Origin of the sequence: Paenibacillus sp. FSL F4-0100 (assembly GCF_037993005.1) — a bacterium.
Classification (GTDB): Bacteria; Bacillota; Bacilli; order Paenibacillales; family Paenibacillaceae; genus Paenibacillus_AQ.
Window position 1 is genome coordinate 1,109,168 of record NZ_CP150303.1, and the last position, 14,943, is coordinate 1,124,110.

The window sequence follows — 14,943 nt, forward strand, 5'->3', positions numbered from 1 at the left end:
GAAGTTGTTTAATAATAAGTAGTAGGTCTTTTAACTATAGAAAGAGGTGGCCTGTATGCTTTTTACTAAAATTCTTCTAGCTTACGACGGCTCCAAAGCAGCAAATAAAGCGCTCGGACGTGCGGTTGAACTTGCTAAGGTAACACCGGGAGCTACGCTGGATGTCATTCATGCTTACGATTTTCCGCGTTTCTTCGTTGGGGAAGGGCTTGCCCCGATTCCAGCTTCACTTAATAAAGATGTCTACGATCTTGCCGTGCAGACGACAGAGGAAATCCGCGAGCGGATTGAGAACTCAGGCGTTACCGGTCAAGTGGAGATGATCCAGGGTCCTCCGGCTGAAGTTATTCTGGAGTACGCGAATCAGAACGGCAGTGATCTTATTGTCATCGGCAGCCGCGGTCTTGGCGGAATTCGCGAGTTTGTACTCGGCAGTGTCAGCCATAACGTAGTGCAGCATGCAAAGATCCCGGTACTGGTAGTGAAATAATGTTGTTGGGGACGCTGAGGCGTCCTTTTTTTCTGAGAAAGTAAGTCAATGTCGTTTTTCTTGGGTTCAAACGTTCTTCGGTTTTGCATCCGCAGGTACCGCTTCATTCTTATCGTACTCGATAGGGTCTGCGTCTTCGATCTAACAGCGGTCCGTTAGGGTGATAGTTTTTTTATAAGCGGAGGTTCATATGGAAATTATTCTACTTATAGTCTTGGTTGTTTTGGTCTGTCTTATGGTTTCCAGTCGAATGTCGGCAATGGAGAAGCGAATGAAACTGCAGCAGAACACATTAAAACAAATTGCAAACCAATTAGGCATACCCGAGCCACCGGTACATGAGGAAGCCAAAAGGCTGCTGGAGGATGGGCAGGAGATTAAAGCGATTAAAATCGTACGAGAAGAATTAGGATTGTCTTTGGTGGAAGCCAAACAATATGTAGATGCCATGAAGCATGGTGAGCAGTAGAACGGGCGTGAGATGAAACGCAGTTTTTTTTCAGTTATAGATGAGGTGTTGCATTCTCCAGGGTAAGCTCCCAACGTCCGTCGCGGTATTCGATCTTGTGCAGCCCAGTGTTCGCCACGGGAAAGAACGGATTCTTATTGCTCCATGTTATATCCTTCATCAGATGATAAATGATATTGATAACTCCACCGTGAGTGACAACCAATACGTTCTCATGATTATTCGCCGATACCTGATCTTGGCATAGTCTGGTGAAGGTTTCCTTAATCCGCACAAAATTCTCCTGGGGGCTCTCACCGCCAGGGTATTTTTCGTCCATCCGTAAACTGGAGAAATACAAACCTGGATACCTCTCCTCTGCTATAGGGTTGGGCATTCCGGCGAGCAGACCATTATTCATCTCCCGCCAATCCTCGAAAGCTTGAAAGGGAAGGCCAAGCTTATCGGCAATGATGGCCGCAGTCTGATAAGCCCTCTGCAGATCGCTGCACACGATCCGGTGGATATTATAAACATGCTTGTGTTCATTCAAGTATTGCCCCAGCTTCTCCGCTTGCCCGATCCCTTCGTGTATGAGCCCGCGCTGGCTCCACCCTCCGCGGTACCCTTCTTCATCTTGACCATGCCTAACGAGATAAATAGCCATCGGTTCCTCCTAAGAAATAGATTCTGTTTTATGACATTTAAAAATAATGTCAGGTTAGATGTTTTGTCGTATTTCATATTCATGTCGGATGATAAGATTTCGACACTCGCCCCCATCTTCCTTGCAAGTAGCTACAATTAAAGAGCAGAATGTGGTCTTATTTTATTCTGCGATAACACTTTTCCCTTACCCTCTATGCAGCAGCAAAAAAATTCTTTATTGAAGAAACTCCAGCGGAGCGGACGAATCGTGGATGGAGAAGCGCCAGCGTTCGCCTTTAAACACGGGAAACATCCCTATTTAGTTCAATCCAGTTTCCCGTGTTTAATAGCCGATTGGAATCACGATGCGTCAGCGCAGCGGCCGCCTATGCTTCACATAGTACCGTTTACAGCTTTTCGTGTCCGACAATTGTTACGCCTTATAAAGGCCGCAATCTTCAGGGAGTTTTTGCTGCTGCATGCTTACTCCCTAGATACGAACATTATATTTTCTATAAATCCGATTGTTCGTGTTTAGGTTGACATGAGGTGTCAGAAATTGATAAACTGAGGATGTTGAGGTTCAAAATAACTTATGAAGCGTGATTGATGAAATTTAATATTTCTCGTATAAAGCCGGGGATATGGCCCGGAAGTCTCTACCCGGAAACCGTAAATTTTCGGACTACGAGGGAATACAAACGGTGCGGCTACGACGGGGCTTGATTTCGTGTTTGCCTCTTAGGCGAGCGGATGCGCAAGATTCTTCTGCTTGACGCAGGCAGCAGCGTTCGTAATCCTTGTATGTCCGAGACCTGCACAGACTTTGTGTTTACGGGATCGGACTTTTTTTTCAGCAGTTAACCATGATATTGTCGAATTTCGAAGAAAGCGGGGGTAACTCATGACAGCACAAGTAGGAGTCATTATGGGAAGCCAATCAGATTGGGATACGATGTCCCATGCATGTCAGGTGCTAGACGAGCTTGAAATTCCTTATGAGAAAAAAGTCGTATCCGCTCACCGGACGCCGGACTTGATGTTCCGGTATGCCGAGGAAGCGGAAGGCCGGGGGCTTCGCGTCATAATCGCCGGAGCCGGCGGAGCCGCTCACTTGCCCGGGATGGTCGCTTCGAAGACGGTATTGCCGGTCATTGGCGTTCCGGTGAAATCGAAAGCGCTGAAGGGGTTGGATTCATTGCTGTCGATCGTGCAGATGCCAGGGGGCATTCCGGTAGCGACTGTAGCGATCGGCAAAGCGGGAGCCACGAACGCCGGATTGCTCGCAGCCCAGATTTTAGGCACTTCGGATGCAGGGATTCGCGAAAGAGTGCAAGCGCGCCGAGACCGTATCCGTGATGAAGTGCTGGAAAGCAGCGATAACCTATGATGGGGAACGGAGCACAGCAGACGCGAGTATCCGGCAAAAAGCTACTGCCTGGTTCCGTCATTGGCGTACTTGGCGGGGGACAGCTCGGACGGATGATCGCGCTGGACGGGATCCGGATGGGATATTCGTTCGTCACCCTCGATCCGACGCCGAACTCCCCGCTCGGCCAGATGGCCGAGCAGGTTACGGCCCGGTATGACGATGTGGAGGCTGCCCGGCAGCTCGCCGTCAAGGCTGATGTCATTACGTACGAATTCGAAAATGTCGATGCGGGCGTGGCCCAGCTTCTGGAGGAGCAGTCTTATGTTCCGCAAGGAAGCAAGCTGTTGTACACCACGCAGCACCGGCTGCGCGAGAAGGCCGCGATTGAAGCGGCCGGCGTACCGGTTGCACCGTATCGTGAAATAACAAGTTTGGAAGATTTACGATCCGCCGCCTCTGAACTTGGACTTCCCTGCGTGCTTAAGACCGCCATGGGAGGTTATGATGGTAAAGGGCAAGCGGTTCTCCGCAGCGAAGATGAGCTGGAATCAGCCTACAGGGAGCTGGCTGCCAGCGGGACTGAGCTGGTGTTGGAGAAGTTTGTGAAGTTTGCGTGCGAGATCTCTGTGATCGCGGCGCGCACCCCCAGCGGCATCGTGAAGAGCTTCCCTCCGGCAGAGAACGTGCATGTCAACAATATCTTGCACTTGTCGATTGTGCCTGCTCGCGTGACGAGTGAAGTAAAGCGTAAAGCATGCCAGCTCGCGGAACGCGTGGCAGAAGGAATGGGGGCTGTTGGCCTGCTGGCTGTCGAGATGTTTGTGACCGAGGATGGGGAGCTGTACGTGAATGAGCTTGCACCTCGTCCGCATAACTCGGGTCACTATACGATGGAGGCATGCTCAACCTCCCAATTCGAGCAGCATGTGAGAGCGATCTGCGATTTGCCGCTCGGGGACACAACGCTGCTGAGCCCGGTCGTCATGGTGAACCTCCTGGGGCAGCATCTGGAGGAAGCGGTACGGCGTTTTGGAGAGCACGACGCGCTTGCAGAGTCTCTCGGCGTTGTGCCTAAGCTTCATCTATACGGCAAGAGCGAGTCGAAGTTTAACCGCAAGATGGGACATATCAACCTCTTGTGCGGGGATGTCGATGCAGCGCTTGAATGGGTAGAGAAAATGAATATTTGGAGGCAGGATTAAACGATGATTGAACGTTACAGCAGACCGGAAATGCGGGCGATTTGGACCGAGGAGAACAAATTCAGAGCATGGCTCGAAGTGGAATTGTGCGCATGCGAGGCATGGGCCGATCTTGGTGTCATTCCGAAGGAAGATACCGTTAAGCTTCGCCAGAATGCGACCTTTAATATGGACCGGATTTATGAAATCGAGCAGGAAACCCGCCATGATGTCATCGCTTTTACCCGCGCGGTATCAGAAAGCCTTGGCGAGGAGCGCAAATGGGTCCACTACGGATTGACTTCGACGGATGTGGTGGATACCGCGATGGGATATCTGCTCAAACAAGCCAACGATATTTTGGAGCAGGACATCCTGCGTTTTATCGGTATTTTGAAAGAGAAGGCACTGGCCTACAAGCATACCCCGATGATGGGCAGAACGCATGGCGTGCACGCAGAGCCGACAACCTTCGGTTTGAAAATGGCGCTGTGGCATGAGGAGATGATCCGCAACCTGGAGCGTTTCCGCCATGCGGCTGACGGCGTGCAGTACGGCAAAATTTCCGGCGCAGTTGGAACGTATGCCAACATCGATCCTTCGGTTGAAGAATTCGTCTGCCGCAAGCTCGGTACGAAGCCGGCGCCGATCTCGACCCAGACGCTGCAGCGTGACCGTCATGCGGAATACATGGCAACACTTGCGCTGATCGGTACTTCGCTTGAGAAGTTCGCTACTGAAGTACGCGCGCTCCAGAAGAGTGAGGTTCGCGAGGTCGAAGAGGCATTCGCCAAAGGACAAAAAGGCTCCTCCGCGATGCCGCATAAACGGAATCCGATCGGTTCGGAGAACATCTCGGGTCTGGCGCGCGTCATTCGCGGCCACATGGTTTCCGCTTACGAGAACGTGTCGCTCTGGCATGAGCGGGATATTTCCCACTCCTCGGTAGAGCGTATCATCCTGCCGGACGCTACGATGCTGCTGAACTACATGCTGAACCGCTTCGGCAACATCGTGAAGAACCTGACGGTCTTCCCGGAGAACATGAAGCGCAACATGGCTCGCACATACGGCGTTCCTTTCTCCGGCCGGATCATGACGAAGCTGATCGACAAGGGCTTCAGCCGCGAGCAAGCTTACGACACCGTTCAACCTCGAGCCATGCAGGCATGGGAAGAGCAGCGTCAATTCCGCGAAATCGTGGAATCCACGACTGAGATCACCGAGGTGCTCAGCGCCGAGGAGATCGAAGATGCATTTAATCCAAGCTGGCATCTGAAGCATGTGGATACCATTTTTGCCAAGTTGGGACTGGAGTAAGTTAGCTGGCATAGGAAGTTTCTACAACGGAGAAGGCGGAATTGTTTTGTAGAAGCGCAGCGGTCGCCTTTGTCCCCGGATTTCAACCTTTAAATCATATTTATGGAAATCTGGGGGCAACAGGGATCGGAAAAATAATCCGCATTCGTAGTGATGAACAAGCTAAAGATCTTTAGTTCACCTTTAGTCCATATGATATTGAGCATTCTATTTTTCATCCGACAGAACTATAGGGAGCGACGGTCTCAGGCTGAGATATACGTCGCCCCAAGGGGAGGAACACATGACATTACCGGCATTATCGACCGCCACTCATCTGGTCAACGTACCGCTGCTGTATAAGGGCAAGGTTCGTGAATTGTACGACCTGGGCGAGCATGTACTCATTGTAGTAACCGACCGTATTTCCGCTTTTGACTATGTGCTGGAGCCTCCTGTACCGGCCAAAGGAACCGTGCTGAACAAACTGAGCGCCTTCTGGTTTGAACAAACGGAACAGCTCATCAGCAACCATGTTGTGCATACGGACGTGAACCTCCTGGGCGATGCCGTCAAGGACAAGGATCTGCTGGATGGACGAATCATGGTGTGCCGCAGGGCCGAGCGTATCGATATCGAATGCGTGGTGCGCGGATACATCACCGGCGGAGGCTGGAGGCAGTATCAATCCTCGGGAGAGGTCAACGGCATTAAGCTGCCGGAGGGCCTGCGTAAGAATGAGGCTTTTCAGGAGCCGATCTTCACGCCTGCTGCCAAGAACGATGTCGGTCATGACGAGGACATCCCGCTATCCCGCATGAAGGAGCTTGTCGGCGAGGAGCTCGCGCTGCAGCTGCAGGACAAAAGCCTGATGCTGTACAAGTTCGCCCGCGATTATTGCAGCAAGCACGGCATTATTTTGGCCGATTGCAAGTTTGAGTTCGGTTTGATCGACGGAGAGATCATTCTGATCGATGAGATCTTCACGCCGGATTCCTCCCGTTTCTGGGATGAGAAGAATTATGCGCTCGATATTGAGATTGACAGTATGGATAAGGAGCCTGTACGCACGTATCTCGCTTCGTCCGATTGGGATAAGAACAGTGAGCCGGATCCCCTGCCGCAGGCCGTGGTGGAGGAGACGACGCGCCGCTACACTGACATTTACAGCCGAATCACGGGCGCAAGTCTGTAAAGCTTTTATAAACCATTTCATTCATATATACCGAGGAGGAACAGGATACAATGTTGAAAGCAAAGGTCTACGTCACGATTAAGCAGAGCGTATTGGACCCTCAAGGGGTAGCGGTGCAAGGTGCACTTCATTCGATTGGGTACAAGGAAGTGGAGAGTCTGCGGATCGGTAAATATATGGAACTTGAGTTGGGTACGGACAACCGTGAGGAAGCCGAACAGCGAGTGAAAGAAATGTGTGAAAAGCTTCTGGCTAATACGGTGGTTGAGAACTACCGTTATGAATTGGAGGGCTAAACCAATGAGATTTGCAGTGCTGGTCTTTCCTGGCTCCAATTGTGATATTGACTGTTATAAGGCGGTAGAGGAGGCAATCTCGCAGCCGGTGGATTATGTGTGGCATACGGCTACGGATCTTTCCCCATACGATTGCATTTTGGTACCCGGCGGATTCTCCTATGGAGATTATCTCCGGTGTGGTGCGATTTCCCGATTCGCCCCGGTTATGAGCGAAGTGGCGAAGGCGGCAGAAGAGGGCAAGTATATTCTTGGCATCTGCAACGGATTTCAGATTTTGACGGAAGCCGGACTCCTTCCGGGAGCACTGCGCCGTAATGATTCAATGAAATTCCGCTGCCATGACACGGTGCTCAAAGTGAACAATAATACAACGCCGTTTACGCGCGATTACGCGGAGGGGCAAGAGATTGTCATTCCCATTGCGCATGGCGAGGGCAACTATTACTGTGATGAAGAAACACTTCAAAAGCTCCGGGACAACCGGCAAATCGTATTTACGTATCAAAACAATCCGAACGGCTCGATTGAGGATATCGCAGGCATCTGCAACGAGCGGGGCAATGTGATCGGCATGATGCCGCATCCGGAGCGCGCGGTCAGCAGCTTGCTTGGCTCGGATGACGGTAAAGCAATGTTTACATCCATATTACAGGCATGGAGGGATACTCATGGAGCAGCAAACGTCCGTTAAGGAACCGACAGCAGAACAGATCGCAGAGCATCAGATTTACAAGCAAATGGGAGTTTCGGACAGCGAGTATGAGCTGATCTGTTCCTTCATGGGACGCAAGCCGAATTACACGGAAATCGGCGTATTCAGTGTTATGTGGTCCGAGCATTGCGCCTACAAAAATTCCAAGCCGCTGCTTCGTCGCTTCCCGACAAGCGGCCCGCGCGTCCTGATGGGACCGGGCGAGGGCGCTGGGATCGTCGATATCGGCGACAACCAGGCGGTTGTATTCAAAATCGAAAGTCATAACCATCCGTCCGCTGTAGAGCCTTATCAAGGTGCAGCCACGGGCGTTGGCGGCATTATCCGCGATATTTTCTCCATGGGGGCAAGACCGGTAGCGATTCTCAACTCGCTTCGGTTCGGCAAGCTGGAGAGCGATCGCGTTAAATATTTGTTTGAACACGTGGTATCCGGTATTGCCGGTTACGGCAACTGCATCGGGATCCCGACGGTAGGCGGCGAGGTTGTATTCGACGAAAGTTATGAAGGCAATCCGCTGGTCAATGCGATGTGCGTCGGCGTTATCGACCATGATAAGATTCAGCGCGGCGTTGCAAAAGGGGTAGGCAATCCGGTCTTCTATGTCGGCCCTCCAACTGGCCGCGATGGCATCCACGGGGCGACCTTCGCTTCCGTAGAGCTGACGGAGGAATCCGAAGCGAACCGTACGGCCGTTCAGGTCGGCGATCCCTTCATGGAGAAACTCGTGATGGAATCCTGCCTCGAGTTGATTGATTCCGGCATCGTGCTGGGCATTCAGGATATGGGCGCGGCTGGGTTGACTTGCTCCAGTGCGGAAATGGCAAGTAAAGCAGGCAACGGTCTTGAGTTGTACCTGGACCAAGTGCCTCAGCGCGAAGAGGGCATGACGCCTTATGAAATGATGCTATCGGAATCCCAGGAACGGATGCTGTTCGTGGTTGAGCCGAAGCATGAAGCGCAAGCGCGCGAAATCTTCGAACGCTGGGGCGTTATCTGCGCCAAAGTCGGCAAAGTGACGGACGATGGTCGCCTGAAGCTGATCCACCACGGTGAGGTGGTAGGCGACATGCCGGTTAAAGCGCTCGTAGACGAATGCCCGATCTATAACAAACCATCCCAGGAACCGGCTTATTACAAAGAGCAGGCTGCGGTGGATACGCTTCGTTATGAAGAAGTGAAGGATTTGGGCGGTGCCCTTAAGAAGGTGCTCGGTTCGCCAAGCCTTGCAAGCAAAGCATGGGTATACAACCAATACGATTATATGGTTCGCACCAGTACGGCCGTTCGTCCGGGTTCGGATGCTGCTGTCGTAACGGTGCATGGAACACGGAAAGCCCTGGCGATGACAACGGACTGTAACGGACGTTACGTCTACCTCGACCCTGAGCTTGGCGGCAGAATCGCCGTTAGCGAAGCAGCGCGCAATATCGTGTGCTCCGGTGCCGAGCCGCTGGCGATTACGGATAACCTGAACTTCGGAAGCCCGGAGAAACCAGAAATTTTCTGGCAGATGGAAAAAGCCGTGGACGGCATGGCGGAAGCTTGTCGTGAGCTTGAAACGCCGGTCATCGGCGGTAATGTCAGCCTCTACAACGAGAATGCCAAAGGCGCGATTTATCCGACGCCGGTTGTCGGCATGGTCGGCCTGATCCATGATACGGATCATATTACAACACAAGGCTTCAAGGCGGAAGGCGATGCCATCTATGTGCTGGGTGATACCCGTGCGGAACTTGGCGGCAGCGAGTTCCAAGCGATCATTCACGGGGTGTCGGAAGGCAGACCGCCTGAACTGAACCTGGATACTGAGAAGAAATTGCTCGGCGGCGTACTGAAGGCCATCCAATCCGGTCTGGTACAATCCGCGCATGATGTGTCGGAGGGGGGACTTGCAGCCGCGCTGGCGGAGAGCTGTATCAGCGGCAACGTTGGGGCGAGCGTACAATGGTCAACCGATCTGCGTAACGACGTAGCGCTCTTTAGCGAGAGCCAATCCCGGATCGTGTTGTCGGTGTCCCCAGATCATAAGAATGCGCTGGAGAAGCTCCTGCAAGAAGCGGGTGTTCCATTTACCGCGCTTGGCGTAGTCGGCGGGAATAAGCTTAGCATTAACATTAACGGTGCTTCTGCGCTGGAAGAATCCGTGGAGGCTTTGAAATCCGTCTGGGAGGATGCCATTCCATGTCTCATGAACTGATACCCGAAGGACTGTGGACAGGGGATTACTACAATGAGGGAACAGGTCAGAGCGATATTTTCGATACATTAAAAGAAGAGTGCGGCGTATTCGGGGTGTTTGGGCATCCCGATGCCGCCTCCCTTTCCTATTACGGGCTTCACGCCCTCCAGCACCGCGGCGAGGAAAGCGCAGGAATCTGCGTGGCCGATGGCGAGAACTTCAATTATCATCGCGGTATGGGGCTGGTAAAAGAAGTGTTTGATAAAGACAAGCTGGAATCGCTGAAGGGCAGCATGTCGATCGGGCATGTTCGTTATTCAACCAGCGGGGACAGCGGGCTGACGAATGCGCAGCCGCTCGTCTTTAAATACCGCGAAGGCAATCTGGCAATCGCAACGAACGGCAACATCGTCAATGAGCCGAAGCTTCGGCGCGAGCTGGAGATGGAGGGTTCCATATTCCAGACGACCAGCGATACGGAGGTTATTGCGCATCTGATTGCACGGTCGCCGAAGGACTTTGTCGAGGCTGCCAAGGATGCCTTGCGGCGTCTGGTGGGCGGGTTTGCCTTTCTGCTCATGACCAATGACAAGCTGCTCGTCGCCTCGGACCCGAACGGACTCCGTCCGCTGACGATGGGCCGTCTGGGCGATGCGTATATCTTAACCTCCGAGACCTGTGCACTTGAAGTCATCGGGGCGGAAGCGATCCGCGATGTCGCTCCCGGGGAGCTGCTGATTCTCGATCGGAACGGGCTTCGGGAAGAGCGGTATACGGAAGCGGGACGCAAAGCGTTGTGCGCGATGGAATATATTTATTTCTCCCGTCCGGACAGCGATCTGAACGGCTCCAACCTGCATTCGGCCCGCAAACGGATGGGCAGCAAGATGGCCCTGGAATCGTTCGTGGATGCGGATGTGGTTACGGGCGTACCGGATTCCAGCATCTCGGCCGCTATCGGTTATGCCGAGCAAACGGGCATTCCTTATGAGCTGGGATTGATCAAGAATAAATACACGGGCCGGACGTTCATTCAACCGAGCCAGGAGCTGCGCGAGCAGGGCGTGAAGATGAAGCTGAGCGCGGTACGGCGTGTGGTCGAAGGCAAACGGGTGGTCATGATTGATGACTCCATTGTACGGGGAACCACGTCCCGTCGGATCGTCAATCTGCTTCGCGAAGCGGGCGCGACCGAAGTGCATGTACGGATTACGTCGCCGCCGTTCAAGAATCCTTGCTTCTACGGCATCGATACGCCGGACCGCAGGGAGCTGATCGCCTCCGAGAAAAGCATCGAGGAAATCTGCCGGGAGATCAACGCGGATTCCTTATCGTTCCTGAGCCCGGAAGGACTCATATCCGCCATTGGCGGTTATGATGAGCACAGCCCTAAAGGCGGCTTGTGCATGGCCTGCTTTGATAATGATTACCCGACACAGATTGATTTTAACGGGGAAGAGAAGATGGGCTGCAGCTGCTGATTCTGCAGTGGACAGCCATTTTTTCTAGGTTTTATCCTTTAAGCTGATTATTGATTAAGCCTATAAATGATATGTGAACGGATACTATCGTCATAACGAAAAAGGAGTGTTGAGCGCGTGTCGGATACTTACAAACAAGCAGGCGTGGATATCGCTGCAGGCAACGAAGCGGTAGAGCGGATGAAAAAGCATGTCAAAACGACTTTCAGACCGGAAGTCATGACCGACCTCGGGGGTTTTGGCGCACTGTTCAAGCTGAATAAAGACCAATATGAAGAGCCGGTACTCGTCTCAGGCACGGATGGCGTCGGCACAAAGCTGAAGCTCGCATTCGCGATGGACCAACATGATACCATCGGCATTGATGCGGTAGCGATGTGCGTGAACGATATTGTGGTGCAAGGCGCAGAACCGCTCTTTTTTCTCGATTATTTAGCGTGTGATAAGGTCATTCCGGCCAAAATCGAGTCCATTGTCAAAGGGATCGCTGACGGATGCAATCAAGCAGGCTGTTCCTTGATAGGCGGAGAGACGGCGGAAATGCCAGGCATGTACAGCGAAGGCGAGTATGACATCGCGGGCTTTACCGTAGGCATTGTCGACAAAAGCAAAATGATCAACGGGTCGAATATCGCGGCAGGCGACACGGTGATTGGTCTAGCATCCAGCGGTGTGCACAGCAATGGCTTCTCGCTTGTCCGCAAGCTGCTTCTGGAGGACGCCGGCTACTCCCTGCAGCAAGAGCTTCCGGAACTGGGCGGGCGTCTTGGGGACGTGCTGCTCGCACCAACAAAGATTTATGTGAAGCCGCTTCTTGGACTGTTGAAAGAGATCGAAGTAAAGGGCATGGCGCATATTACGGGCGGCGGATTCATCGAGAATATTCCGCGCATGCTGCCGGATGGCGTCAATGTCGACATCGAATACGGCTCTTGGCCGATTCTGCCGATCTTTAAGCTGATGCAGGAAAAAGGCAACATTTCGAACAAGGATATGTTTACGACATTTAATATGGGAATCGGCATGGTGCTTGTCGTTAAGGAACAGGATGCAGACGGGGTGCTTCAATACCTCCGCTCCGCAGGCGAAGAGGCTTATGTGATCGGCCGCGTGACCGAAGGCGAGCGTCTCGTAACCTTCACGGGAGCTGAGGTGTAATGAGATCGTTTCGGATTGCGGTTTTCGCTTCCGGCAGAGGCAGCAACTTTCAGGCTTTGGCAGACGCGCAGCACAGGGGGGCTTTGGGCGGCGTAATCAGCATTCTGGTATGCGATAAGCCGCAGGCTCCCGTCGTGGAGCTGGCTCAAGCGGCGAATGTGGATGTATTCGCGTTTCAGCCGAAGGAATATGCCACGAAGGAAGATTACGAACGTGAAATTGCGGTAGAGCTTCAGCAGCGCGGTGTCGAATTAATTGTCCTTGCAGGATATATGCGGTTGTTGAGTCCGTCCTTTGTCGAGTTCTATAGCGGCCGGATTATTAACATTCATCCTTCGCTGCTGCCTGCTTTTCCTGGTAAAGACGCGATTGGCCAAGCGCTGGATTATGGCGTGAAGATGACCGGTGTCACGGTTCATTTCGTTGATGGCGGCATGGATACCGGACCGGTTATTGCTCAGAAAGCTGTAGAGATCAAGGAAGGCGATACGGCGGAATTGCTGGCACAGCGTATTCACGCGGTGGAGCAGAAGCTATACTCCGAAGTCGTCTCCTGGTTTGCCCAGGGGCGGATTTCGCTGAACGGGCGGAATGTGACGATTACCGAATAAGCTTTTGTAATAAAAGCGGACAAGGCCTTACGGTGAATCGACATGTTCGATATTTCTCGGGAAATAATTTGCAATTATGGGTCTTCGACAGCATCTACGGAATCAAGACAGGTCTACTTAGTTGATTTTCATTCAAAATAGGGGGTATGAACGTGGGTATCAAAAGAGCTTTGGTCAGCGTTTCGGATAAAACCGGCATCGTGGAATTTTGCCGCGAGTTGTCTTCATTGGGTGTAGAGATCATTTCGACAGGAGGAACGAAGAACCTCCTCGCCAAAGAAGGAGTTCCTGTCATCGGCATTTCCGATGTGACCGGATTCCCGGAGATTCTGGACGGACGCGTCAAAACCCTTCATCCAGCCGTGCACAGCGGTCTGCTTGCCATTCGTGACAGCGAAGAGCATCAGCGTCAGATGCAGGAGCTGGGCCTCGATTATATCGATATGGTCGTGGTTAACCTGTACCCATTCCAGGAAACGATTGCGAAGCCGGATGTCGAGTATGAAGATGCAATCGAAAATATCGACATTGGCGGTCCAACGATGCTGCGTTCGGCTGCGAAAAACCATGCTTTTGTGAGCGTGGTTGTCGATGCGGCGGATTATGGCAGCGTGATTGAGGAAATCCGCGGCGGCGGCGACACGACCTTGGAAACCCGTAAACGTCTTGCAGCCAAGGTGTTCCGTCATACGGCAGCCTACGATACGTTGATTTCCGACTATTTGTCGAATGTAACGGGCGATCCGCTTCCTGAGCGCTTTAGCGTGACCTACGAGAAGATTCAGGACCTTCGTTACGGCGAGAATCCGCATCAAAAAGCGGCCTTTTACCGTAAACCGCTGGCACCTGCGGGTACCTTGACGACAGCGGAGCAGCTGCATGGCAAAGAGCTCTCCTACAACAATATCAATGATGCGAACGCAGCCCTGCAGATCGTGAAGGAGTTTGACGAGCCGACCGTGGTGGCCGTGAAGCATATGAACCCTTGCGGCGTTGGCATCGGGACGAATGTGCTGGAAGCTTATCAAAAGGCTTATAACGCCGACCCGACATCCATCTTCGGCGGCATCGTGGCAGCGAACCGGACGATTGATGCTCCGACGGCGGATCTGCTGAAGGATATCTTCCTTGAAATTATCCTGGCACCGGACTTCACGCCGGAGGCGCTGGAGATTCTGACGAAGAAGAAGAATATCCGTCTTCTGAAGATGGGCGAGTTCGGCTCGGCCAAGGAGCGCCAAAGCACGCTTGCCGTGACAACCATCGAAGGCGGCATGATTGTGCAGGAAAGCGATGTGCATTCCCTGGATGCCACAGACCTGCAAGTTGCAACAGATCGCAAACCAACGGAAGAGGAGCTAAAGCAGCTGCTCTTCGGCTGGAAGGTTGTAAAGCACGTGAAGTCCAATGCAATCGTATTGGCGGCAGACGACATGACCGTTGGCGTTGGCGCTGGCCAGATGAACCGTGTCGGCTCGGCGCGCATTGCGGTGGAACAGGCAGGAGAGAAAGCCAAGGGCGCCGTTCTTGCTTCCGATGCGTTCTTCCCGATGGGAGATACCGTAGAGCTTGCAGCGAAAGCCGGCATTACCGCCATCATTCAGCCGGGCGGCTCCATTAAGGATGAGGAATCCATCAAGGCTGCCAACGAATACGGGATCGCCATGGTCTTTACTGGCGTGAGACATTTTAAGCACTAATTCATAAGCATAAAATGGGAGCTTCGCTGCATCCGTCAGGCTGCAGCTGAAGGATCACCTTTCATCCAGCAACATATAGAGGCGACGCCGCTCTTTCGAGCGCGCCGCCTTTAAGTTTAAGGGGACCAGAAGGTGAGGGCGACTTCACGCTTCGCCCTGTAAATCAT

14 protein-coding genes and 1 riboswitch are annotated in these 14,943 nt (G+C 52.7%); of the genes, 13 read left to right on the plus strand and 1 reads right to left on the minus strand.

Annotated features, from left to right (window positions below; translation table 11 throughout):
• Window positions 1-55: 55 nt before the first annotated feature.
• Both MHH48_RS04890 and MHH48_RS04895 read left to right on the plus strand, forming a co-directional pair.
• The gene (locus MHH48_RS04890; protein WP_076325615.1) at window positions 56-490 is read left to right on the plus strand and encodes a universal stress protein; all 435 of its coding nucleotides are present in this window, start codon (window positions 56-58) and stop codon (window positions 488-490) included.
• A gap of 190 nt (window positions 491-680) precedes the next feature.
• Window positions 681-959, plus strand: coding sequence for a hypothetical protein (locus MHH48_RS04895; protein ID WP_076325614.1), 279 nt, complete (start codon window positions 681-683; stop codon window positions 957-959).
• 34 nt (window positions 960-993) lie between these two features.
• Here MHH48_RS04895 and MHH48_RS04900 read toward each other — a convergent pair whose 3' ends face one another.
• Entirely contained in the window at window positions 994-1,605 is a 612-nt protein-coding gene (locus MHH48_RS04900; RefSeq protein WP_076325613.1) for a histidine phosphatase family protein, read from the minus strand.
• 587 nt (window positions 1,606-2,192) lie between these two features.
• Window positions 2,193-2,294: riboswitch (purine riboswitch) on the plus strand.
• Window positions 2,295-2,490: 196 nt separating this feature from the next.
• Here MHH48_RS04900 and purE point away from each other — a divergent pair.
• The 11 genes from purE to purH all read left to right on the plus strand — a co-directional run bounded on the left by purE (window position 2,491) and on the right by purH (window position 14,776).
• Entirely contained in the window at window positions 2,491-2,976 is a 486-nt protein-coding gene (gene purE / locus MHH48_RS04905; protein WP_009592351.1) for a 5-(carboxyamino)imidazole ribonucleotide mutase, read from the plus strand.
• Entirely contained in the window at window positions 2,973-4,160 is a 1,188-nt protein-coding gene (gene purK, locus MHH48_RS04910) for a 5-(carboxyamino)imidazole ribonucleotide synthase (protein ID WP_076325612.1), read from the plus strand. Before purE ends, purK begins: the two co-directional genes overlap by 4 nt.
• Before the next feature lie 3 nt (window positions 4,161-4,163).
• Window positions 4,164-5,459, plus strand: coding sequence for an adenylosuccinate lyase (gene purB, locus MHH48_RS04915; protein ID WP_076325611.1), 1,296 nt, complete (start codon window positions 4,164-4,166; stop codon window positions 5,457-5,459).
• 283 nt (window positions 5,460-5,742) lie between these two features.
• Window positions 5,743-6,633, plus strand: coding sequence for a phosphoribosylaminoimidazolesuccinocarboxamide synthase (locus MHH48_RS04920; protein WP_076325610.1), 891 nt, complete (start codon window positions 5,743-5,745; stop codon window positions 6,631-6,633).
• Window positions 6,634-6,683: 50 nt separating this feature from the next.
• Window positions 6,684-6,929 carry a phosphoribosylformylglycinamidine synthase subunit PurS gene (purS, locus tag MHH48_RS04925; protein ID WP_006208285.1) on the plus strand — a complete coding sequence of 82 codons (246 nt, stop codon included), beginning with the start codon at window positions 6,684-6,686 and terminating at the stop codon, window positions 6,927-6,929.
• A 4-nt stretch (window positions 6,930-6,933) separates the two neighbouring features.
• Window positions 6,934-7,623 carry a phosphoribosylformylglycinamidine synthase subunit PurQ gene (purQ, locus tag MHH48_RS04930; RefSeq protein WP_076325609.1) on the plus strand — a complete coding sequence of 230 codons (690 nt, stop codon included), beginning with the start codon at window positions 6,934-6,936 and terminating at the stop codon, window positions 7,621-7,623.
• A complete protein-coding gene (gene purL, locus MHH48_RS04935; RefSeq protein ID WP_076325608.1) occupies window positions 7,601-9,844 on the plus strand; it encodes a phosphoribosylformylglycinamidine synthase subunit PurL in 2,244 nt (747 codons plus the stop codon). The genes purQ and purL overlap by 23 nt, the downstream gene beginning before the upstream one ends.
• Window positions 9,829-11,307 (plus strand): amidophosphoribosyltransferase, encoded by a 1,479-nt coding sequence (gene purF, locus MHH48_RS04940; RefSeq protein ID WP_076325607.1) that lies wholly within the window; start codon window positions 9,829-9,831, stop codon window positions 11,305-11,307. Before purL ends, purF begins: the two co-directional genes overlap by 16 nt.
• 117 nt (window positions 11,308-11,424) lie before the next feature.
• Window positions 11,425-12,465, plus strand: coding sequence for a phosphoribosylformylglycinamidine cyclo-ligase (purM, locus tag MHH48_RS04945; RefSeq protein WP_076325606.1), 1,041 nt, complete (start codon window positions 11,425-11,427; stop codon window positions 12,463-12,465).
• On the plus strand, window positions 12,465-13,076 hold the full coding sequence (purN, locus tag MHH48_RS04950; RefSeq protein ID WP_076325605.1) for a phosphoribosylglycinamide formyltransferase: 612 nt from the start codon (window positions 12,465-12,467) through the stop codon (window positions 13,074-13,076). Before purM ends, purN begins: the two co-directional genes overlap by 1 nt.
• A 152-nt stretch (window positions 13,077-13,228) precedes the next feature.
• Entirely contained in the window at window positions 13,229-14,776 is a 1,548-nt protein-coding gene (purH, locus tag MHH48_RS04955; RefSeq protein WP_076325604.1) for a bifunctional phosphoribosylaminoimidazolecarboxamide formyltransferase/IMP cyclohydrolase, read from the plus strand.
• Window positions 14,777-14,943: the final 167 nt, after the last annotated feature.

Excerpts from the sequence above, each read along its gene's own strand:
- MHH48_RS04890 (WP_076325615.1), top strand. The coding sequence starts at position 56 with ATGCTTTTTACTAAAATTCTTCTAGCTTACGACGGCTCCAAAGCAGCA.
- purB (WP_076325611.1), top strand. The coding sequence starts at position 4,164 with ATGATTGAACGTTACAGCAGACCGGAAATGCGGGCGATTTGGACCGAG.
- MHH48_RS04920 (WP_076325610.1), top strand. The coding sequence starts at position 5,743 with ATGACATTACCGGCATTATCGACCGCCACTCATCTGGTCAACGTACCG.
- purF (WP_076325607.1), top strand. The coding sequence starts at position 9,829 with ATGTCTCATGAACTGATACCCGAAGGACTGTGGACAGGGGATTACTAC.
- MHH48_RS04895 (WP_076325614.1), top strand. The coding sequence starts at position 681 with ATGGAAATTATTCTACTTATAGTCTTGGTTGTTTTGGTCTGTCTTATG.
- purS (WP_006208285.1), top strand. The coding sequence starts at position 6,684 with ATGTTGAAAGCAAAGGTCTACGTCACGATTAAGCAGAGCGTATTGGAC.
- purK (WP_076325612.1), top strand. The coding sequence starts at position 2,973 with ATGATGGGGAACGGAGCACAGCAGACGCGAGTATCCGGCAAAAAGCTA.
- MHH48_RS04900 (WP_076325613.1), bottom strand. The coding sequence starts at position 1,605 with ATGGCTATTTATCTCGTTAGGCATGGTCAAGATGAAGAAGGGTACCGC.
- purE (WP_009592351.1), top strand. The coding sequence starts at position 2,491 with ATGACAGCACAAGTAGGAGTCATTATGGGAAGCCAATCAGATTGGGAT.
- purN (WP_076325605.1), top strand. The coding sequence starts at position 12,465 with ATGAGATCGTTTCGGATTGCGGTTTTCGCTTCCGGCAGAGGCAGCAAC.
- purL (WP_076325608.1), top strand. The coding sequence starts at position 7,601 with ATGGAGCAGCAAACGTCCGTTAAGGAACCGACAGCAGAACAGATCGCA.
- purQ (WP_076325609.1), top strand. The coding sequence starts at position 6,934 with ATGAGATTTGCAGTGCTGGTCTTTCCTGGCTCCAATTGTGATATTGAC.